The following is a 21,081-nucleotide window of genomic DNA, read 5'->3' on the forward strand; positions in this document are numbered from 1 at the left end:
GGTTTGAAAACGGGTTGTGATCGACTGAACAGTACGATAGCACGGACGAGTGCTATCTTATACCCGTCATACTTCAAGCTGCTTGTGCGTTGGTTGCCCTTACTCACCCCAGTCACTTACCTGTGTAAGCTTCTGGGGATTAATGAACCTCATTTTATGAGGTTCACCCTTCGGGCCAGCGCTAGGTTGCCGCCTTCACGCAACTCGAATTATTTAGGGTATATAATTAGCTGTTAAGTATTTGAGCGGCAGGAGAAATATCTGCTAACCCTTAATTAGTCTTTACGGAAGGAGTCTTATTATGGCTTACAAACACATCCTTATTGCTGTTGACCTTTCTCCAGAAAGCAAAGTGTTAGTGGAAAAAGCCGTTTCAATGGCAAGACCGTACAATGCGAAAGTCTCGTTAATCCATGTCGATGTTAATTACTCCGATCTTTACACGGGACTTATTGACGTCAATCTGGGGGACATGCAACAGCGTATTTCCGAAGAAACCCAGAATGCATTGACTGAGTTGTCTCAGAGCGCGGGCTACCCCATCAGCGAAACGTTGAGCGGCAGCGGCGATTTAGGGCAGGTACTGGTTGATGCAATCAAGAAATACGATGTCGACCTCGTGTTGTGCGGCCACCATCAGGACTTCTGGAGCAAACTGATGTCGTCGGCACGCCAACTGATTAATACCGTGCATATCGACATGCTCATCGTGCCGCTGCGTGATGAGGAAGACGAATAAAAATTAGCTTTTTTTGCATTTTTTTTCAGTGATGAAAGGCACGGCTTCTTAGCTGTGCCTTTTGTTATATAACAAAAACTTATGGCAAATTTTCCTTCCAAAATCACCGAAAACCACTTCCTATCTCATTGGATTATAACGTTTATCTGAAAAGAAAACGCTTGCTTAAATATCCATCGCCAGTGTTATAGTCCAGAGGACACAACATCATTTTCACCGATCCCACAAGCTTCTGCGTGTCTAAAAATAAAGAAGCAGAAGGGAGCTTATTCGTTCAATCAGGAGCTGTTCATGGCACAAATCGTATCTCTGGCAAGTTTTCTTGATTCTGTTCAACAACGCGATCCGCATCAGCCTGAATTTCTACAGGCTGTTAATGAAGTCCTTTCCACACTGTGGCCTTTTCTGGAGCAGAACCCTCACTATGCGGATTACAGCCTGCTGGAGCGATTGGTAGAGCCGGAACGTGTGATTCAGTTCCGCGTCGCATGGACGGACGACAAAGGGCAGGTACAGGTAAACCGCGCCTGGCGCGTCCAGTTCAGCTCCGCGATCGGGCCATACAAAGGCGGTATGCGTTTCCACCCGTCCGTTAACCTGTCGATTCTGAAATTCCTCGGATTCGAGCAGACGTTCAAAAATGCGCTGACGACGCTGCCAATGGGCGGCGGCAAAGGTGGCTCGGACTTTAACCCGAAAGGGAAAAGCCAGGGTGAAGTCATGCGCTTCTGTCAGGCGCTGATGACGGAACTGTATCGTCATCTGGGGGCGGATACGGACGTTCCGGCGGGCGATATCGGCGTGGGTGGCCGTGAAGTCGGCTTCATGACCGGCATGATGAAGAAGCTGACCAACAACACGGCGTGCGTTTTCACCGGTAAAGGATTGTCGTTCGGCGGGAGTCTTATTCGTCCTGAAGCGACGGGCTACGGCCTGATCTACTTCACGGAAGCGATGCTGAAACGCCACGGTTTGGGCTTTGAAGGCATGCGTGTTGCGGTATCCGGCTCCGGTAATGTGGCGCAGTACGCGATTGAAAAAGCGATGGAACTGGGTGCGCGTGTGGTCACGGCATCGGATTCCAACGGCACGGTGGTGGATGAGAGCGGATTTACCCCAGAAAAACTGGCGCTGCTGGAAGAGATCAAGAATAAACGCTATGGCCGCGTGGAAGATTACGCGCGCGAAGCGAAGTTGACCTACCTTGCAGGCAAAACACCGTGGGAAGTACCGGTAGACATCGCGCTGCCGTGTGCGACGCAGAATGAGTTGGATCTGCCAGCGGCACAGACGCTGATTGCTAACGGTGTGAAAGCCGTGGCAGAAGGTGCCAACATGCCAACCACGATCCCTGCGACCGATGCGTTCCTGGATGCTGGCGTGCTGTTTGCGCCGGGCAAAGCGGCTAACGCCGGCGGCGTGGCGACATCCGGGCTGGAAATGGCGCAGAACGCGGCACGTTTGGGCTGGAAAGCCGAGAAGGTGGATGCGCGTCTGCACCACATCATGTTAGACATTCACAATGCGTGTGTGCAGTATGGCGGCGAAGACAGCCAGACGAACTACGTGCGCGGTGCCAACGTGGCGGGCTTTGTAAAAGTGGCCGACGCGATGCTGGCGCAGGGCGTCGTGTAATCTGTCATCTACGTTTACCCTTGCCGCAGAGTTACGTGTGCGGCAAGGGAGCGACTATTAATTAATCGCCGCGATAATCGTCAGCTGATCGTTCAGCCGCTGTTTGGTCAACGCGTTGGTGGCGCTGTCGCGCTGTTGTGTCAGTTCCGCTACGCGTTTCTCCCGCTGCGCGGCATCAGGCAGCAGTAACGATTTCACGTTGATGGATTGCACGTTGCTGTAGCGGCCATCGTCTGAGGTCGGTACGCTGATTTTCCCGCTGTTGAGCAACGATGCGACAATGTGGCGTTCACGCTCATAGCCCTGCAATCCCGCCAGTTTCCAGCGCTGCGGCACCGTACCTTCGTATTGGCCTTTTTTCACCTCAGTCAGATAACGGATGGTTAGGTTACGGATCGTACCCGCCTCTTCGCCATATTCCACTTTGGTATCCGACAGCACAGGGAATTGCCTACCTTCCAGTACGCCGCCTTTCTGCGTCAGATGGCCCATGCGATAGCTGTTCATGCCCAGACGAATCGGCATGTCGTCGGTAACCGGCATGCCGTTATTCAGTTTCAAGTCGGTGATGCGCTGCCCAGCGGGTTTCGTCAGGTCGATGGTGTAAGTTACGCCGTCGAAGAAATCATTGGTGGAATACTTGGACGCGCGACGCTGCGGATTGAAGCTGTAAGTGACATCGCCGTCCTGCAACTGGTTGAAGTAACCCGCTGACCACTCCATGTATTTCTTCAGTTCTTTTCCGGTGAGCTGATAAACCGTGATCTCGCCGCCAGCATATTGATAGTTAAAGGCAATGTCCTTCGCGGCGATGGTGCCGACATTCAGCTTTGGCTTATCGTTATCAATTTGCAGCGCGATGACCTGCGCTTTAGGGGCGTAATGACGGCTGGCTTCCTGGAACAGGGCGCTGATGCCGGTATCCTGTACGTGTACCTGAGGAATACCTTTCACGGCATCTTGCGGCACCAGATCGTGCTCGAGGAGCTGTGCAATCGGGCGGTTCGCATTGGCGCGCAGGGTATTGTGATAAGGCTCGTAGATGTCTTCCATCTTGCGGTCAGAATCCACGTCTTTAATCGAATAGGTATAGCTGTCTTTGTTGATCAGCACGTACTTGCCGTTTTGCTGTTCAAACTGTAAATCGATGCGCGACAGCGCGCGGCCATATCTGTCCGGTTCGGTGACGATCACACCATTAATCACCTCTTTATCCACTTTTACGTGCATATGACCTGCGACGATGGCGGCTAATTCAGGGTTCGCGCGGGCAATATCGCCGACGCCAGTACCCGGTCGCTGGTTCTCGTTATCGATTCCCATATGGGCGACCAGCACGATGGCATCCACTTTACCGTGGATTTGCTGGATAACGGTTTTCACTGCCCCCACGGGATCGGTAAAGTTCAGCCCTTTTACGCGGTCAGTGCCCTTGGCGAACTCAGCGGTCATCGGCGTATCCATACCGATGATGCCAATCTTCACGCCCTGTCGTTCGACAATTTTATAGGCGGGTAAGTAAGGTTTACCGCTTTCCCAAAAAATGTTGCCCGCCAGCGCGGTGCCTTTGAACTGGTCAAGCGAGGTGGAAAGCACGTTCAGTCCAAAATCGAACTCGTGGTTGCCCATGACCCAGACGTCGTAATTCATGGCGTTAAAACCAAGAATCATCGGGCTGGTTTTGTCATTTTTGAAGGTTTCGACAAAGTTGCCCTGAATGGTGTCGCCCGCATCAACCAGAATCACATTCGGCTGCTGCGCACGAACTTTATGCACCTGTGTGGCGATCTGACTCAGGCTGCCAGCCATGTTGGCGGTGTCGGTGGCGTAATCCCAGGGAACAAAGGTGCCATGCAGGTCGGATGTCCCCAGAATCGTAATATTGACGGGTTCTTGAGCGGCCATAGCAGAAGTACTCAAACAAAGCAGAAGTGACAGAAGCGTTTTTTTCATTATGTCATCTTAGTGTCATAAAAGGTGATAGCGTGAAATTATGCGATTTACTTCCCATTTGTGCTACAGACTTTGCAAAAGTAGCGTAGGAAATGCGAAGCAGGCTAAGTTTTTAGCCGCCAGGACGCTTCGCGTCGCGGCGGTAAGATTTTTAGGCGGGAAGATAGAAATCGAAGCGGTGGCTTTTGGTTTCCAGCATAGATTGTGCTGGTATGCCAGCCAGCGATGGCGCATAGTCTGGCCGCTTCACCACCACGCGTTTCTTGGCGAGTGCTCGTGCGGGTTCCAGTAGTGCATCGGCGTCGTCATCGGCACCAACCAGCGACTGAAATACCCGCATCTCTTTCTTCACCAGTGCGCTCTTTTGTTTGTGCGGGAACATCGGATCGAGATAGACCACATCCGGTGGCGGCGTGATGTCACGCAGCGCGGTCATACTTGATGCGTGCAACAGCGTAAGCCGCTCCCGTAGCCACGAGCCAATCTCTGCGTCCTGATAACCACGTCGCAATCCGTCGTCCAGCAGGGCGGCAACCACGGGATTGCGCTCCACCATACGCACGTGGCAGCCTAATGCTGCCAGCACAAAGGCATCGCGCCCTAGCCCGGCCGTCGCATCCACGACATCCGGCAGGTAATCTTTTTTGATACCGACGGCTTTAGCGACAGCCTCGCCGCGTCCGCCACCAAAGCGACGGCGATGCGCCATTGTCCCGGCAACGAAATCGACGAAAATCGCGCCAAGCTTCGGTTCATCCTGCTTGCGCAGTTCCAGGCGTTCCGCGGTCAGCACCAACGCCATCAACGCATCGGGGTCGGAAACCAGTCCCCAGCGCTCAGCCAGAGAAGATAAGGCGCCACTATCGGCGCCTTCTTCTGCGATTAAGCAGATGCTCATCCTTTGATGCCGTAATGCGCGAGCATGGCATCCAACTGCGGTTCACGGCCACGGAAACGTTTGAACAGCTCCATCGGCTCTTCGGAACCGCCGCGCGTCAGGATGTTATCCAGGAATGACTGACCGGTTTCACGGTTGAAGATCCCTTCTTCCTCAAAGCGTGAGTAGGCATCGGCGGCCAGTACATCGGCCCACAGATAGCTGTAGTAGCCTGCGGCATAGCCACCTGCGAAGATGTGGCTGAACGCGTGTGGGAAACGGCCCCAGCTTGGGCTTGGCACCACGGCCACCTGCGCTTTGATTTCCGCCAGCGTCGGCAGAATTTGCGCGCCTTTCGCAGGATCAAATTCGGCATGCAGGCGGAAATCGAACAGGCCGAATTCCAACTGGCGCAGAATGAACAGCGCGGCTTGATAGTTCTTCGCCGCCAGCATCTTATCCAGCAGTTCCTGCGGCAGCGGTTCACCGGTTTCGTGGTGGCCGGAGATAAAGGCCAGCGCTTCAGGTTCCCAGCACCAGTTTTCCATGAACTGGCTCGGCAGTTCGACCGCATCCCATGGTACACCGTTGATGCCCGCGACACCGGCGGTATCGATCTGGGTCAGCATGTGGTGCAGGCCGTGGCCGAATTCGTGGAACAGCGTGGTGACTTCGTCGTGGGTGAACAGTGCGGGTTTGCCGTTAACCGGACGGTTGAAGTTACAAACCAGATAGGCGACCGGTTTTTGCAGCTCGCCGTTGCCTTTGCGCAGTTTACCCGCGCAGTCGTCCATCCAGGCTCCGCCGCGTTTGTGTTCACGGGCGTATAAATCGAGGTAGAAACTGCCGCGCAGTTCACCGCTTTCATCGAACAGATCGAAGAAGCGAACGTCCGGGTGCCAGACATCCACGTCTTTGCGCTCTTTGGCGGTAATACCGTAGATGCGTTTAACCACTTCAAACAGGCCGTTCACCGCGCGTTCTTCCGGGAAGTACGGGCGCAGTTGCTCATCGCTGATGGAATAGCGATGCTGTTTCTGCTGTTCGCTGTAGTAGGTGATATCCCAGGCCTGCAATTCATCCACGCCGTAGTGTTCTTTGGCGAAGGCGCGTAGCTGCGCGAGTTCTTCTTCAGCCTGCGGACGGGCGCGTTTCGCCAGATCGGTCAGGAAATCGAGCACCTGCTGCGGGTTTTCTGCCATTTTGGTTGCCAGCGATTTGTGCGCGTAGCTGTCGAAGCCCAGCAGCTGTGCCAGCTCATGACGCAGCGCCAACTCTTCCGCCATCACCTCACTGTTGTCCCATTTTCCTGCGTTTGGCCCCTGATCGGAGGCTCGGGTGCCGTAGGCGCGGTACATCTCTTCGCGCAGCGCCTGATTGGTGCAGTAGGTCATCACTGGCAGATAGCTTGGGATATCCAGCGTCAGCAGCCAACCTTCTTGTTCTTTCGCTTCTGCCTGCGCTTTGGCCGCTGCCAGCGCGCTTTCCGGCATGCCATCCAGCTCGGCGACGTCGGTAATCAGCTTGCTCCAGCCCATGGTGGCATCCAGCACGTTGTTGCTGTATTGCGAACCCAGTTCGGACAGACGAGCGGAGATTTCACCGTAGCGTTTCTGTTTTTCTGGCGACAGACCGATACCGGACAGCTCAAAGTCGCGCAGCGCGTTATCCACGGATTTCTTCTGTGCCACGCTCAGTGCGGTGTACTGTTCGCCGTCACGCAGGCTGCGGTAAGCCTGATAGAGCCCGGCATGTTGGCCTACCCAGGTGCTGTGCTCGGACAGCAGCGGCAGGCACTCTTCATACACAGCACGCAGTTCTGGGCTATTCTTCACCGCGTTCAGATGGCTGATGGGAGAGAAAATACGGCCAAGACGATCGTCGCTGTCTGCCAGCGGTTGGCACAGATTATCCCATGTAAACGGCCCCGCTTGCTCCACTACGCGTTCTACCGTCTCGCGGCATTCATCCAGCGCAGATTTCACAGCCGGGACAATATATTCCGTTTTGATGTTGGAGAACGGGGGCAGGGTAAATGAGGTCAGTAATGGATTCGTCATGGTGCCGTCCTGATAATTGTGGGTGATCTCGTTGCCAGTAAGTGGAATCTGTTGAAGAGAAACCGGCAAGGCGGATATCTATTGCGGATTAATTACTAAGATGAGGTCAAGTGCCATGAAAATCAATGGCAGAGGGTGTACCGCTCGTGACCAAAGGTGCGTTTTGCCGCCATAAATAAGCGCTATGTGTTACCTGAACATCATCGTTAACGCCGTACTAAACGCTTTTCCTCGAAAATTTTTGCTATTTTTCTGCCCGATTTTGTTTTTCACGTGACCTACCTGATGTGTCTTTTTTTTCAATATTTCAGGGGAATGACAATGGCGATAAACAATCATAATGGCGGGTGCACCGGGCAGAAACCCGCCTTAACGGTGGCGCGGGCAGTGCATCTGGCACTGTCTGGCATGTTGATATTGAGTGCTGGAGTAGCCAGCTCGGCGTTGGCGGCGGAAACAGCCGCTGCGACTACGGCACCAACAATAACGTTTTCTATTCCGGCTGGGTCGTTAGGCACCACGTTGCAGGCCATCGCCAGCCGCGCCAATGTCATTCTCACGTTTTCTCCCGATCAAACACAGAATAAAACCAGCGGGAGCGTGCAGGGAACCTACCGCGTTCAGGAGGCCTTTGCAGTTGCACTGGCGGGAACAGGATTGAGTGCGGTTCCGACGGCCACGGGTTATCGGCTGGAGTCGGCACTTGCCGCTGAGGGAAGCGACGGCAGCCTGATGATCCCGACGCTTTCGGTGGTTGGTGGCACATCGGACAGTGCTGCCGCTGGGCGTTCTGTGCTGCGTCAGGCTGATGTTGACCGCGTGCAGGCTGATAATATTGCCAGCCTGCTCGATAAGCTTCCCGGCGTGTCGATGGCGGGCTCCCCCCGACCGGGTGGGCAGAGCCTGAATATCTGGGGCATGGGGGATATGGAAGACGTCAAAGTCGTGCTGGACGGTGCGCCAAAAGGCTTTGAGAAATACCGCCAAGGCTCGGTGTTTATTGAGCCAGAGCTGATTAAGCGGATCGATGTCGATAAAGGCCCGCATGATATTCGCAGCGGTAACGGCGGCTTCGGCGGCACCATTCACGTTGATACCAAAGACGCCAGCGATCTGCTGCTGCCGGGCGAAAATTTCGGTGGGATGGTCAAATACAGCTATCACACCAACGATCGGCAAAATATCTACAGCGGCGCGCTGTATGGCCGCACGGAAGACGGGATGGCAGACGGCCTGCTCTATATGAGCAAGCGCGATGGCGACAACATTAAACGTCCCGATGGCTCGCGCTTTGTCTACTCCACCAGCGATATGGCGTCTTACCTGCTGAAGACCAACATCTACCTGACGGATGCGCAGACGCTGACGTTCTCCGCGATGCGCTCCGAATCTGACGGCTGGCAGCCATTTGCTGCGAAGCGTGATGATATGGCGACACCGACGCAGTCGGAGATTGATCGCTACGGTTGGGAAGAAGCCTGGCGGCGTAAGCTGGTTTACCGCGATCAGGTCGATAAAAACTACTCGCTGAAATGGAATATTGCGCCTGAGGATAAGCCGTGGCTGAATCTGACCGCGTCATTTGCGACATCGAGAACCGAACAGCACGACAGACGCCCTGATTCGGCTTCTCAAGGTAGCTATCTGGGCACGTTGGGGAATGAAAGCTGGGTAAGCTATAAAGATCAGCTCGCGGAGGTCAGTAACGAAAGCCAGTTCACCACCGGCCCGCTCGACCATAAGCTGCTGGTCGGGATGCGTTGGCACCAGCATAAGCGCGACACGCTGATCTACTATCCATCTGGTAAGAATAACGCCGAGTATAACTACGGCTATTTCCAGCCTTACTACATGCCGGCTGGTGAGCAGGAAACGCGTAGTTTGTATGTGCAGGACGCTGTGACGCTGGGCAGCGTGACCATCACGCCGGGCGTGCGCTATGACCATGTGACGAATACGGGGAAACCCAATGCTGCGCCACGTTATAACAGCAGCATTCCGGCCGCTGGACATGACTACAGCAGCGTGACCTATACCGGCTGGTCACCGCGCATTGGTGCATTGTGGAAAGCGACGGATAATCTGTCTCTGTTTGCCGATGCCAGCCGAACCTGGCGCGCACCTGTCGTTGATGAGCAGTATGAAGTGCAATCTGCGGCATCCAGCGTGCCGGGAACCAGCCGTAATCTGGAAGTGGAAAGCATTAAAGCATTTCGTCTGGGCGCGATTCTGGACTTCAATAACCTGATGCTGGAAGAAGACAGCCTGCAAATTCGTACCACGCTGTTCCGTAACCGCGGTAAAAACGAAATTTTCTACCGTCGCGGTATCCTGTGTGAAGCGCAGACGCAGAGTGGCACGTCATCATCATGCGGGCAACCGCTCTCTAACTACCGTAATCTGCCGGGCTATACCATTGAAGGGGTTGAGATTGAATCCTTCTACGACAGCCGCTGGCTGTTTGGCAGCCTGTCTTTCTCCTCGATTCGCGGCGAGCGCGATGCGTCACCACGTAACCCGTGGGGCAATAAAACCTGGATTGCTGAAATTCCGCCTACCACAGCACACGCCACGCTGGGCACCAAAATTCCGAGTCTGGATATGGCCGTAGGCTGGACGGGGGACTTTGTGCGTAAACAGGATCGTTCACCTGCCGATGGCGATCCACAGGCTGATATTTGGTCGTTGCCGAAGAGTAAGGGATACGTGCTGCATGGTTTGTTCGCCAGTTGGCAGCCGCAGACAATAAAAGGATTTGAGGCGCGTGTGACGGTCGATAACCTGCTGAATACCGATTACTACCCGTATCTGGGCGAATCGGTGTCCGGCGTGGGACGTAACGTGAAAATCAGCGTGTTACAGCGTTTCTAATCGCCCGCTCGGGGCGGATATCATGTCCGCCCCGTAAAAAAAGGGATGTTGCAGGGGCGTAATGCAGATTCAGCAAATTTGAATAATTTTCGTTTCGGAACTTGACAGTCAGAGGGAAAAAACATAAATAAGAACGATTATCATTCTTATGTTTAAATAGTGCTCTGGGGTAAAGTTCGATGGTGAGGAAAGCGACGGCCAGCGTTAATGACTTTGCCCAGCAGCTCTATTTCGATCACCACCGCTGGTTGTGTACCTGGCTGCGCCATAAACTGGACTGCGCCCAACATGCGGAAGACCTGGCACAGGACACGTTCCTTAGCGTGCTGATGAACCCGGAACTGCTCACGATTCGCCAGCCGCGCCCGTTTTTGGCTACCGTGGCACGCCGTTTGGTCGCCAATCATTATCGTCGTAAAAAGATTGAAGATGCCTATCTGGACGTGCTGAGCACGCAGCCGGATGCCTGTATGCCATCCCCGGAAACGCGTCTGCTTACCCTCGAAATTCTTGAACAGCTTGATGCTGCATTGGATGGCCTGCCAGCACCAGTCAGAGAAGCGTTTCTGCTAGCGCACCTCCACGGTATGCGCTACAGCGATATTGCCGAACGCTTGCGGGTTTCCAGCAGTTCAGTGAAACAGTATCTGCAACGCGCCAATCTCCAGTGTTTCTTTGCGCTGCCGCTATGAACGATCGCACTTTTTATCGTGACAGACAAGGTCAGCCGATTCAGCCAGACAGCGCGCGTGAAGCCGTGGCGTGGCTGACGCAACTGATGTCCGACAGCGTCACGGAACAGGATCGTCGCGAGTGGCAGCGTTGGCGGGAAGCCTCGCCGGATAACGAACAGGCGTGGCTGCATATCGAATCCGTATGTGCCAATCTGGGTCAGCTTAACGCGCGAGCGGCACACCAGAGCCTGTCGACGCTTAATGGTATGCAGCGCCGCAGCGTACTTAAAGCGTTGGCGGCGCTTTGTCTGACCGGAGGCGCTGGCGTGGCTGGATCGCGCACTGATCTCTGGCAGTCGTTGACGGCGGATTACCAGACGCAGGTGGGCGAACAGCGCCATGCGGTATTGGATGATGGCACGACGCTGCTGCTAAATACGCAGACGGCGCTGAATGTGGCCTACGGTGACGATCTGCGCCAGATCGCGTTGATTCGTGGTGAAGTTATGATCGAAACCGGTCAGGCGGAGAAGACCGCGTTGTATCCGCGTCCTTTTATTGTGACGACGGCACAGGGAACAGTGCAGGCGCTGGGGACGCGTTTCAGCCTGCGAGCGCAGGATGATCACACACAGGTCGCAGTATATGATGGTGCGGTAAGGCTTCATCCGCAGCAGAACGGTCAGGATGTACAGGTGGTGAAAAGCGGACAAACTGCGACGTTCACTACGCAGGGCTGCGGCCAGATAGAGACAGCGAAGGCTGAGCCTGCCTGGGTGAAAGGACAACTGCTGGCGGATAATCAGCGTCTGGTGGACTTTGTTGATGAACTGAGCCGCTACCGCAGCGGTGTCATTCGTTGCCAGCCACAGGTGGAGAACCTACGGTTTTCCGGCGTATTTCCGTTATCGGATACCGATAATATTTTAGCGGCGCTGGCGGAGGCGCTTCCTGTACAGGTGCGTTATTTCTCTCGCTACTGGGTTCAGATCGCTGCGCGATAAAATATCCTGTCAAAATGGAATAACATTACTGTTTATGCTGTTTTCACTTTTTTTCTGCCCGATCCTCATCGCTGAACGACCTATCATTATCTCGGTTGATTGTTTTATACCTAACGATGTGATGAAGAACGCATGATGATCTCCTCGGAAACCCATTCATTGAGAGTGCAGCCTCTGTCTCCACGGCAAGGGGCTGTAGGCTAATGGCTGCACAGACGCTGAAATACAATACGGCTCAGCCTGCAACGACGGTTCGTTGGGGGAGCGGCTGGCTGTTAGCAGTGGCGCTACACGCAGGGCTGATTGTCTGGATTAGCTACCATGCGCTTGATTCCTCCATTGAAGCGCCGCCGCCCGCCATGATGTTAATGGTAGCGGATAGCGTGCAATCGACGTCCAGCCCTCAGGATGCACCTGTTGGCCCACAGCAGACGCTGTCCACACCGCAAGAATCGGCGGCTCAACCGGAAAAAATGACGCCGGAGGTGCCGTTGCTCGCGCCTGCACCAAAGCCAGTGATTGCCACGGCGCAAAAGGAAAAGCCACAGCCGCAGAAAAAAGTGCAGAAAAAAATGGAAAAGCCAGTGCAGGAGACGACGCCACAGGAACAAGTTGCACCGTCGGAAAAACCGCCCGCCCCCGTCACCAGCGCACCGCTGCCGGGCAGCAGCCAGCAAGTCGCTGCGCCGTATAACAGCGATGCCGCGCAGATGCGCAAAGGGGTTGCGGACTGGAGCAGCCAGTTGCTGGCACACCTGAGCCGCTATAAACGTTATCCGGCGCAGGCGGTGCGGCAGCGATTACAGGGCGTCACCCAAATTCGCGTGACGTTGGATCGGTCAGGGAATGTGCTGGCTGTCTCGTTAGCCAGCAGCAGCGGCGTGGTGCCGCTGGATAAGGAGTCTGTCGCTTTGCCGCAGCGTGCTCAGCCACTTCCGGCTCCACCCGCAGAGGTGATTGGGGATAATGCGCAACTCAGCATCACCATCCCCATTAGCTTCGATTTACGAGAAGTGCGCCGCTAGCGGGTTTCTATTCGCGCGGCGTGTGCGCATCATAGCCTGCATAAAAAAACCGAATCGCGTAAGGGTTGCCTTGTTCAGTAAAGAACTCGGCGACTCTCTCCCGCTCCAGCCCGTAGCGGCGTGATAATAACCCTGCCTCGAAGGCTGCCTGCTGGCGGTCACCTTTGGTTTCCGCCAGATTGTGAGCATAGCCACAGATATAGCCGCGCCGATAGTCGTAGCAGTACGGGTTAATGTCGTTGGTGGATTTTGGGTTGGCCGATCTTAACCCCGCGAGGACGCCCCGCTCAAAATGGTTTCCCATGATAATGCTCCGCAAATGATCGTTATATGGTAAATAATATAACGCTTATTTATCACTCACCAGATCTGTTGAAAAATATTCCTGAATCCGTCGTGCGCGGTCTTTTCCTGAGCAAGATGTATATACTATTAGCCTGCTCGCCGAACGGGCTATTGAGCTGCGACTGATGAGCACTCTGGGAATCGCTAGTGTACGGAATGGTTAATAAGGAATAACAGCATGACGCACCCGCAAGACGTTTCTTTGGCGATTGGTATCGATCTGGGCACGACGAACAGCCTGATTAGCGTCTGGCAGAATGGCGAGGCGCGCTTGATACCGAATGCGCTGAATGAGAACTTCACTCCTTCGGCTGTCAGTCTTGATGAAGACGGCAGTATTTTGGTCGGTAAACCCGCGATTTCCCGTTTAACGACGCACCCGCAGGTGTCGGCATCGCTGTTTAAACGCTACATGGGAAGCAAGAAAACCTTCCGGCTTGGGGATAAAACGTTCTCTCCCGCTGAGCTGTCAGCCATGGTGTTGAAATCGCTCAAAGCCGATGCGGAAAGTTACCTTGGGCACCCCATCAAGGATGTGGTGATCTCAGTGCCCGCTTATTTCAGTGATGAACAGCGTAAGCAGACGCGTTTTGCGGCGGAGCTGGCGGAATTGAATGCGGTTCGCTTAATCAATGAACCCACTGCCGCTTCTATGGCTTACGGCTTACACACGCAGGAGCTCGGGCGCACGCTGGTCTTCGACTTAGGCGGCGGCACCTTCGACGTTAGCGTGTTGGAATACGCGTTTCCGCTGATCGAAGTACACAGCTCGGCGGGCGATAACTATCTGGGGGAGAAGATTTCACGCAGGCGATGGTCAATACCTGTCTGAAAACCTGGAAGCTTGAGGCGTCGGAGATTCCAGCGACGGATCTGGCACGCCTTTACAGCCAGACTGAGAGGCTGAAATGTCAGCCCGGCTTTCCTTCTCAATCGAATGAGCTGGAGTGGCACTGGCGCGATGAAGCGTGGCGCATCGTGCTGGATAGCGACGAGATTGAAGCGGCCTGGCTACCGCTCATGAACCGCATTCGTGCACCGATAGAACAGGCGCTGCATGATGCGCGCCTGAAGCCCGAGCAGCTAGACCATGTGGTGCTGGTCGGCGGGCATCGAAGATGTCGATTATCCAGAAGCTGGTGGTCAGGCTGTTTGGCAAATTACCTTACCAGCATCTGGATGCAGATACCGTTGTCGCCAAGGGCGCTGCGGTACAGGCTGCCTGTCGACTACGCGATCAGGATATCGAAGAAGTGATTCTGACAGATGTGTGTCCGTATACTCTTGGGATTAAGACCAGCAGCGATAAGCAAGACGGCTTATTTTCCCCGATACTGGAGCGCAATACGGTGGTGCCGACCTCACGGGTTGAGACATTTTCTACAGGTTCACCCGGACAGGACAACATCTGTATCGCGATCTATCAAGGGGAAAGCCCTTACGTCAATAACAACGTGTTTATTGATGAATTCACCATGCGGATAAAGGCGAAATCGTATAAGCAATCCATTGAAGTACGTTTTAGTTATGACATCAATGGGTTACTGGAAGTTGACGTTAACTTGCCGGACAGCGGTGATAACTTCACGAAGGTGATCGATCGCAGTCCTACGGGGCTAAGTACCGAGCAACAACAGAAAAGCCGCCAGAAACTGCAATCTTTGAAGATTCATCCCAGAGACAATCTGCTGAACCGTACCCTGCTGGCTAGGCTGGAAAAAGCCTGGGCGCAAACGCGTTTGGAAGAGAGGGAACGGATTGGCTTCTGGCTGCGTGACTTTGAGCAGGTACTGGAAGAGCAATATGCCCCCGCCATTGACGAAACGCGGCAGCGTATTGAGCAATATCTGGATCAGATTTATTGAGGCTTGGGCGGCACGTACCGTGCCGCCCGACTCATTCTCGTCACGTTGACGGGGTTGCGGCGCTGGCTTTCTTACTGGCCGGCGGTGGCCCGAATTGATTCCAGCGGTTAAGGCTTGGGGCTAACAGAGGAAGCAGCAGAAATATCGGTATCAGGATGCTGAAGACACTCATCGCCCACGGCGTACTGGAGCCGATATCGTTATAGCGTCGACGTGCGGCGATCAGCAGATTGAGCACCATGAGCACCAGTAACAGCCCTTCAATATACGCCGGTGGCGAGCCTATCCAGTCACTCGCGCGATAGAGAAAATAGCTTCCTACTCCGCCTTGCATCAGGAAACCGACGCGGCCAATGCGCGCCTTCGTGCGCCAGAACTGCCACCAGTAGCTTTTTTTAGCCTGTGGCGCTTTGAACTGACGTTCACGCCGATCGGCACATTGTAGCAATACCTTTGCCACGACTCTCAGCATGGCATCTTCGTGTGGATAGGACACATGCTCGGCTAAGAAACTCTGATCGCTGTTATCGAACAGGAAGGTGTCATTCTGTGCACAGCTCTGAATCAGCTTGCCGATGAGGGTGACCCGCTTGTCATCGGAGAGCTGCTTTAGCTGTTTTTCCAGTTGATCGGAACCTTCGATCAAGGCCGTGCGGATCGCCTCTTCCTGCTCCAGTTCCACGGGAATCGCGGCCAACTGTTCAAGGTGTTTCCCGGCCTGCTCTTCTTCGCCCACGAGGGCATAAAACGCGTGGAAAAAGATCTGGTAGATGATGGGCGATTCCGCCAGTGCCGTCTGCCAGTGTTCATCGTTAAGATAAAAATGGCTGGCGGCGAACTCGCTGTAAGTTTCCCCGCTGCTGAGATATTCCTCGATAGAAACAGGGAAATTCATCCAGCAGTGATAGTGCAGCGGGTCGGTGAGATCGAGCTGTTTTTTCAACGGCGTAATCGTATCGCCATCACGGCACTCTGCCTTGCGAAAGAGCCGAGAGAGTGAATGTGCTGGGTGGGTTAACGCCAGTTCGGGCAGCACCGACTGACGCGGTAAACCCAGACAAGATGCTGGATCGGTCATCATTAATGCGATCAGCATCGCTTGTCTCAGTTCCTCTTTGGCACTGAGATCGTGCGGTTTATCGCCCCCTTGCGGCACCAGAGACGCATCGCACTGGTAGCGTGCGGACAGCTCGACCAGACAATCGTTGATCGGGTCGATTTCCTCCGTATGTATGCCACTGCTGTACAGCTTGTTCAACTGATTCAGCGACAGCGGACGCCATTGTCGCAGCCAGGTTTGCGCCTGTAGCCAGGCGAACGATTTCTGGTTAGTGAATGCGCTGGGCAGGGCGTCTTCTGACGGCGAATATAGCCATTCCGTGAAAGCATGAATCGCACCAGCCGTGTCCAGCCAGGCTAAACGCTGTGTCGCCTGAAACTGTAATCCCTGTAAGATCAGCGCATACAGCGGCTCGTCGGGCAACGGTTGTGCCAGAATGTCCTGCAACAGACGCTCATTACCCACGGTTAACATACTGGCGTGCCAATACAGGCGATCCTGAATCGCGTCCCCGCTGTGTTGCAGCAGATGCTGATAGATGCTCTGACGATCCTGTTTTCCCAGCTTCCAGAGGGCGTAGCTTTTCGGCATGGGCGACAGCGGCAGTTTCAGCGCTTCTCCCCAGCGTATCAGCATTTGGGTGTTGTGCTGAGAAATGAAGAAACGCTGGCGCGGATCGTCCAGTGTGAGTCCCGTCAGGTCCGGCGCTGGCGTGGTGTTGAAGGACTGAATCAGCAGGGGAAGCGCATCCGGCTGATGTTGCTTACACCAGTCGATCAGCCACTGTTCCGCCTGTGCATGGTGGGTTTGCTGATAAAGCGTCAACCACAGCGTAAAGGCCTGCTCACTCTCTCCGGTAAGCGAACAGAGGCTGGCGCTGAGTTCGAACCATTCCGCGTCGTTCGGAGCCGCATCCAACTGTTGCAGACAGTAATCGCGCAGGGTGGCGTTGGGCACACCGGCGTGGCTGTGCCAGCGTGCGAGCTTTTGCATCAGCGCGGGGCTATCGGGCCAATAAATCGCGGTCGGGGTGCGTAGTAATGTGCCGAGCATAAACGCCGGGCGATTCCAGAACATCTCATTTGCTTGCTGGAAATAGAAGATAGTTTCCAACTGTGCGGGCAGGTTCAGGTGCGATAGCAGGGAAAAATCGAACAGATCTTCATAGCCGAGCGAGTCGAGGAAGTGGCGGATAGGGTCGACGCCATCGCCAGATAACTCTCCCTGCCGCTGCTGCCAACGCAGCCGCTCGGCCAGCGTTTGTACACAGTGGGTTGAGAGACAAGACTCGCGCATTAGTCGCTGAAGCAGCGGCCAGCGAATGCGATCGATCACCTCGAAAGCCTGCTGATTCAGCAGCTGAATGTAGCGTTCCCAGCACAGCGGAACGAAGCGTTCGGCTGGGTTGCTTAGCAGCCGCTCAAACGCGGCTACCAGCTCGTCTGCCTGGGGATCGGCATTCTCGGTTGCCGATGAGGCGTCGTGTGATTCTGTCGCGGTCTGTTCTTCATCACCCGACGGTACGGGATTTTTCGCCAGCTTGCAGGCGGTATCGTACGCTTCACGCAGCTGTTTAAAGCCCTCGGGGTCGGTTTCCGGATGAAACTGCGGTACTTTCTGACGATAAGCCTGACGGATAACATCCAGATCCTGAGTCGGCTCAATGCCTAGTCGCTGCCAGCATTGTGTGTCCATTATATTTCCGCTTCTGGTAAGGACTCGGGCTTATCCATTTCTATCGGATCAACATCCCAGTCGAGGTCATGAATCGGGCAGTCTGGGTGGGTATAGAGCGTGCCGATCTGGTCAATGTAGTCAGGAATCTGGCTACAGTTGCTGAAAATGTAGCGCTGGCATTCTGGATCTTCCTCATCCGAGCCGAGCCAGTAGGTGCGGCCGATCAGGAATGCGGCGTAATAATTTTCCCAACTGCGGTAATAGTAACGCGCCCTGTCAGCCAGCCGGGTGTGAATCCACAGGTTCTCTTTTTCGCTAATCCAGCCGTTGAGTAACCCGATGCGACTCAGGAAACTCATGCGCCCCAAATCCCAGGCGCGGATCCCGCCTTCACCGCATAATGCTGCCGTTTCGGCTACCAGTGCGAGCTTATTCTGTGCTTCTTCCGATTGATTGGCACAATGTTGCTGCCATTCGGATGCTGTCAGGTGGTGCCAAAGGTGATAGTCATACGCCAGACGCTCGGCGTGGCCGCCGTCTGTCATATCGTTAATCATTGCGATCAGGCCTTCGCGGGAGGTGATGCCCCAACTGTTGCTCAGACTGACGGGTTCACCGGGCTCATAGAAGGTCGGCTCGCAGAAGCGGGCACCGTACTTGATGTTGAGTGCGACCATCGGGGCGGAAAGCGCCATCAGCCAGCGCTGATATTCAGGTTCCATCAGAATAACGTCCAATTCCATCATGGTTAGCGTGCGATCGTACTTTATGTGCCTGAATATCGGTAGCTTTCAATCGAATGAAAAACGGCCATCTTTCACAATTTACTGATTTAAGACGATAAAAATGGCTGGTTTGCGGGGCGGTTCGCAGGGGGAAGCGTTTGGTGGGATATTTTCCGCCGCAGACGGTTATACTGTCAGCTAATCGACGTTATTTATGAAAACTTCACCGGAAAGCAAGCATGCTAAGTTACCGCCACAGTTTCCATGCCGGCAATCACGCCGACGTGCTGAAACACACCGTTCAGAGCCTGATCATCACTGCCCTGAAAGAGAAAGAAAAACCTTTCCTGTATCTGGATACCCATGCGGGTGCTGGCCGCTATCAGCTCAGCGGCGAACATGCCGAGCGTACAGGCGAATATCTGGATGGTATTGCGAAAATCTGGCAGCGTGACGATATTCCGGCTGAACTCGAACCTTACATGCAGGCCGTACGCACCTATAACCACAACGGCCAGCTGCGCTATTACCCAGGTTCTCCGCTGATTGCGCGCCAGCTGCTGCGTGAGCAGGACAAGCTCCATCTGACCGAACTGCACCCTAGCGATTTCCCGCTGCTGCGTAATGAATTCCAGAAAGACTCGCGTACCAAAGTGCTGCGTGACGATGGCTATCAGCAGTTGAAGTCACAGCTTCCGCCGCTTTCCCGTCGCGGTTTCATGCTGATCGACCCGCCGTATGAGCTGAAAACAGACTATCAGGCGGTGGTGAAAGGCATTCAGGAAGGACATAAACGCTTTGGCACTGGCGTATTTGCGCTGTGGTATCCGGTGGTGCTGCGTCAGCACATCAAACGCATGCTGAAAGAGCTGGAAGCCACGGGCATTCGCAACATTCTGCAAATTGAGCTGGCGGTGCGGCCGGACAGCGATCGTTATGGCATGACGGCGTCTGGCATGATTGTGATTAACCCGCCGTGGAAGCTGGCTGCGCAGATGAAGAGCGTGCTGCCGTGGCTGCATAGCGTGCTGGTACCGGAAGGCACTGGTCATACGCTGGTGGAGCAAATCGTACCGGAGTAATGCGCGCGGTTGCGGTGAGCAATGCGGTCGGTTTTCCCTATCGCAACCATAGGCATAACCTTTATTCGGCGTAGGGCTCTGGCGTTACACTCTAGGCAAATTTTATTCACTTAAGCATGGATACACTGATGACCAAACACTATGACTATCTTGCTATTGGCGGCGGCAGCGGCGGTATTGCGTCTATCAACCGCGCGGCGATGTATGGACAAAAATGTGCGTTGATCGAAGCAAAATATCTGGGCGGCACCTGCGTCAACGTCGGCTGTGTGCCGAAGAAAGTGATGTGGCATGCGGCGCAGATTGCCGAAGCGATCCATCAGTACGGGCCGGATTACGGATTTGATACCACGGTGAACCAGTTTAACTGGGGCACGCTGGTGAAGAACCGTAGCGCCTACATCGATCGCATCCACCAGTCGTACGATAACGTGCTGGGTAAGAACAAGGTCGATGTCATCCACGGTTTTGCCCGCTTTGTCGATGCGCACACGGTGGAAGTGAATGGTGAGAAAATTACGGCTGACCATATCCTGATTGCGACGGGCGGCCGCCCGGTTCACCCTGACATTCCCGGTGCGGAATACGGTATTGATTCTGACGGCTTCTTTGAGCTGGATGCGCTGCCGAAGCGCACCGCGATTGTCGGTGCTGGCTATATCGCGGTAGAGATTGCAGGGGTACTGAACGGGCTGGGTTCTGAAACTCACCTGTTTGTACGCAAACACGCGCCGCTGCGCAGTTTTGATCCGCTGATTGTCGATACGTTGGTAGAAGTCATGAACACTGAAGGGCCGACGCTGCATACCGAATCGATCCCGAAAGCGATTGTGAAGAATGCCGATGGTAGCCTGACGCTGGAGCTGGAAAACGGTCAGTCACAAACCGTCGACTGCCTGATTTGGGCAATTGGTCGTGAACCTGCGACGGATAACCTGAACCTGAGCGTTACGGGTGTGGCGTTGAACGACAAAGGCTACATCAATGTCGATAAATTCCAGAACACCAATGTTTCTGGCATTTACGCTGTAGGCGATAACACTGGTGCCGTCGAGCTAACACCAGTTGCCGTTGCGGCGGGACGCCGTTTGTCCGAACGTCTGTTTAACAACAAACCGGACGAGCATCTGGATTACAGCAACATCCCGACCGTCGTCTTCAGCCACCCGCCGATTGGTACGGTCGGGCTGACCGAGCCGCAGGCGCGTGAACAGTACGGTGACGATCAGGTGAAAGTGTATAAATCTGCCTTCACCGCGATGTACACCGCCGTCACGCAGCACCGCCAGCCGTGCCGTATGAAGCTGGTTTGTGTGGGTAAAGAAGAAAAAATCGTCGGCATCCACGGCATTGGTTTTGGTATGGATGAAATGCTGCAAGGCTTCGCGGTTGCCGTCAAAATGGGCGCAACCAAGAAAGACTTCGACAACACCGTCGCCATCCACCCAACTGCGTCGGAAGAGTTTGTGACGATGCGATAAAGAAGGCG

General features: G+C 54.5%; 14 protein-coding genes and 1 pseudogene. 9 read left to right on the forward strand and 6 right to left on the reverse strand.

Annotated features, from left to right (window positions below):
* Positions 1–301: 301 nt before the first annotated feature.
* Complete coding sequence (gene uspA, locus KKH3_RS20350; protein WP_039363880.1) at positions 302–739, forward strand: universal stress protein UspA; 438 nt, start codon at positions 302–304, stop codon at positions 737–739.
* Positions 740–1,030: 291 nt separating this feature from the next.
* Positions 1,031–2,374, forward strand: a complete 1,344-nt coding sequence (gdhA, locus tag KKH3_RS20355; protein WP_039363883.1) for an NADP-specific glutamate dehydrogenase — start codon at positions 1,031–1,033, stop codon at positions 2,372–2,374.
* A gap of 57 nt (positions 2,375–2,431) precedes the next feature.
* Here the strand turns inward: gdhA and KKH3_RS20360 are convergent, their stop codons facing one another.
* The 3 genes from KKH3_RS20360 to prlC all read right to left on the reverse strand — a co-directional run bounded on the left by KKH3_RS20360 (position 2,432) and on the right by prlC (position 7,264).
* Complete coding sequence (locus tag KKH3_RS20360) at positions 2,432–4,327, reverse strand: bifunctional metallophosphatase/5'-nucleotidase (protein ID WP_039363886.1); 1,896 nt, start codon at positions 4,325–4,327, stop codon at positions 2,432–2,434.
* Between the two features lie 151 nt (positions 4,328–4,478).
* The gene (rsmJ, locus tag KKH3_RS20365) at positions 4,479–5,225 is read right to left on the reverse strand and encodes a 16S rRNA (guanine(1516)-N(2))-methyltransferase RsmJ (RefSeq protein WP_039363890.1); all 747 of its coding nucleotides are present in this window, start codon (positions 5,223–5,225) and stop codon (positions 4,479–4,481) included.
* Positions 5,222–7,264, reverse strand: coding sequence for an oligopeptidase A (prlC, locus tag KKH3_RS20370; protein ID WP_039363893.1), 2,043 nt, complete (start codon positions 7,262–7,264; stop codon positions 5,222–5,224). Before prlC ends, rsmJ begins: the two co-directional genes overlap by 4 nt.
* A gap of 321 nt (positions 7,265–7,585) precedes the next feature.
* Here prlC and KKH3_RS20375 point away from each other — a divergent pair, with 321 nt between their 5' ends.
* The 4 genes from KKH3_RS20375 to KKH3_RS20390 all read left to right on the forward strand — a co-directional run bounded on the left by KKH3_RS20375 (position 7,586) and on the right by KKH3_RS20390 (position 12,838).
* Positions 7,586–10,135: a TonB-dependent receptor gene (locus KKH3_RS20375; RefSeq protein WP_039363896.1), complete on the forward strand. Its 2,550-nt coding sequence runs from the start codon at positions 7,586–7,588 to the stop codon at positions 10,133–10,135.
* A 179-nt stretch (positions 10,136–10,314) separates the two neighbouring features.
* Positions 10,315–10,827, forward strand: a complete 513-nt coding sequence (locus KKH3_RS20380; RefSeq protein ID WP_039363900.1) for a sigma-70 family RNA polymerase sigma factor — start codon at positions 10,315–10,317, stop codon at positions 10,825–10,827.
* A complete protein-coding gene (locus tag KKH3_RS20385; RefSeq protein WP_039363903.1) occupies positions 10,824–11,813 on the forward strand; it encodes a FecR domain-containing protein in 990 nt (329 codons plus the stop codon). Before KKH3_RS20380 ends, KKH3_RS20385 begins: the two co-directional genes overlap by 4 nt.
* Positions 11,814–12,016: 203 nt before the next feature.
* On the forward strand, positions 12,017–12,838 hold the full coding sequence (locus tag KKH3_RS20390; protein ID WP_039363906.1) for a TonB family protein: 822 nt from the start codon (positions 12,017–12,019) through the stop codon (positions 12,836–12,838).
* A 7-nt stretch (positions 12,839–12,845) separates the two neighbouring features.
* On the opposite strand, the gene KKH3_RS20395 is transcribed toward KKH3_RS20390, so the two are convergent.
* Positions 12,846–13,142, reverse strand: a complete 297-nt coding sequence (locus KKH3_RS20395) for a DUF2623 domain-containing protein (RefSeq protein ID WP_039363909.1) — start codon at positions 13,140–13,142, stop codon at positions 12,846–12,848.
* Between the two features lie 219 nt (positions 13,143–13,361).
* Between KKH3_RS20395 and KKH3_RS20400 the strand changes: the two are divergent.
* Positions 13,362–15,048: pseudogene (locus KKH3_RS20400) on the forward strand (Hsp70 family protein).
* Between the two features lie 40 nt (positions 15,049–15,088).
* Here the strand turns inward: KKH3_RS20400 and KKH3_RS20405 are convergent.
* The gene (locus KKH3_RS20405; RefSeq protein ID WP_039363912.1) at positions 15,089–17,803 is read right to left on the reverse strand and encodes a J domain-containing protein; all 2,715 of its coding nucleotides are present in this window, start codon (positions 17,801–17,803) and stop codon (positions 15,089–15,091) included.
* Complete coding sequence (locus KKH3_RS20410; RefSeq protein WP_039363913.1) at positions 17,803–18,531, reverse strand: DUF1266 domain-containing protein; 729 nt, start codon at positions 18,529–18,531, stop codon at positions 17,803–17,805. The genes KKH3_RS20405 and KKH3_RS20410 overlap by 1 nt, the downstream gene beginning before the upstream one ends.
* A gap of 218 nt (positions 18,532–18,749) precedes the next feature.
* Between KKH3_RS20410 and KKH3_RS20415 the strand changes: the two genes are divergently transcribed.
* Positions 18,750–19,592 carry a 23S rRNA (adenine(2030)-N(6))-methyltransferase RlmJ gene (locus KKH3_RS20415; RefSeq protein ID WP_039363917.1) on the forward strand — a complete coding sequence of 281 codons (843 nt, stop codon included), beginning with the start codon at positions 18,750–18,752 and terminating at the stop codon, positions 19,590–19,592.
* Positions 19,593–19,720: 128 nt separating this feature from the next.
* Positions 19,721–21,073: a glutathione-disulfide reductase gene (gene gorA, locus KKH3_RS20420; protein ID WP_039363920.1), complete on the forward strand. Its 1,353-nt coding sequence runs from the start codon at positions 19,721–19,723 to the stop codon at positions 21,071–21,073.
* The last annotated feature ends 8 nt before the right edge of the window (positions 21,074–21,081 follow it).

Origin of the sequence: Pectobacterium actinidiae (assembly GCF_000803315.1) — a bacterium.
GTDB lineage: Bacteria > Pseudomonadota > Gammaproteobacteria > Enterobacterales > Enterobacteriaceae > Pectobacterium > Pectobacterium actinidiae.

Bases quoted from the DNA above. Each gene is read 5' to 3' on its own strand.
- KKH3_RS20410 (WP_039363913.1), bottom strand. From the start codon at position 18,531: ATGATGGAATTGGACGTTATTCTGATGGAACCTGAATATCAGCGCTGG.
- KKH3_RS20385 (WP_039363903.1), top strand. From the start codon at position 10,824: ATGAACGATCGCACTTTTTATCGTGACAGACAAGGTCAGCCGATTCAG.
- KKH3_RS20360 (WP_039363886.1), bottom strand. From the start codon at position 4,327: ATGAAAAAAACGCTTCTGTCACTTCTGCTTTGTTTGAGTACTTCTGCT.
- prlC (WP_039363893.1), bottom strand. From the start codon at position 7,264: ATGACGAATCCATTACTGACCTCATTTACCCTGCCCCCGTTCTCCAAC.
- gorA (WP_039363920.1), top strand. From the start codon at position 19,721: ATGACCAAACACTATGACTATCTTGCTATTGGCGGCGGCAGCGGCGGT.
- KKH3_RS20380 (WP_039363900.1), top strand. From the start codon at position 10,315: ATGGTGAGGAAAGCGACGGCCAGCGTTAATGACTTTGCCCAGCAGCTC.
- KKH3_RS20390 (WP_039363906.1), top strand. From the start codon at position 12,017: ATGGCTGCACAGACGCTGAAATACAATACGGCTCAGCCTGCAACGACG.
- KKH3_RS20375 (WP_039363896.1), top strand. From the start codon at position 7,586: ATGGCGATAAACAATCATAATGGCGGGTGCACCGGGCAGAAACCCGCC.
- uspA (WP_039363880.1), top strand. From the start codon at position 302: ATGGCTTACAAACACATCCTTATTGCTGTTGACCTTTCTCCAGAAAGC.
- gdhA (WP_039363883.1), top strand. From the start codon at position 1,031: ATGGCACAAATCGTATCTCTGGCAAGTTTTCTTGATTCTGTTCAACAA.
- rsmJ (WP_039363890.1), bottom strand. From the start codon at position 5,225: ATGAGCATCTGCTTAATCGCAGAAGAAGGCGCCGATAGTGGCGCCTTA.
- KKH3_RS20415 (WP_039363917.1), top strand. From the start codon at position 18,750: ATGCTAAGTTACCGCCACAGTTTCCATGCCGGCAATCACGCCGACGTG.
- KKH3_RS20395 (WP_039363909.1), bottom strand. From the start codon at position 13,142: ATGGGAAACCATTTTGAGCGGGGCGTCCTCGCGGGGTTAAGATCGGCC.
- KKH3_RS20405 (WP_039363912.1), bottom strand. From the start codon at position 17,803: ATGGACACACAATGCTGGCAGCGACTAGGCATTGAGCCGACTCAGGAT.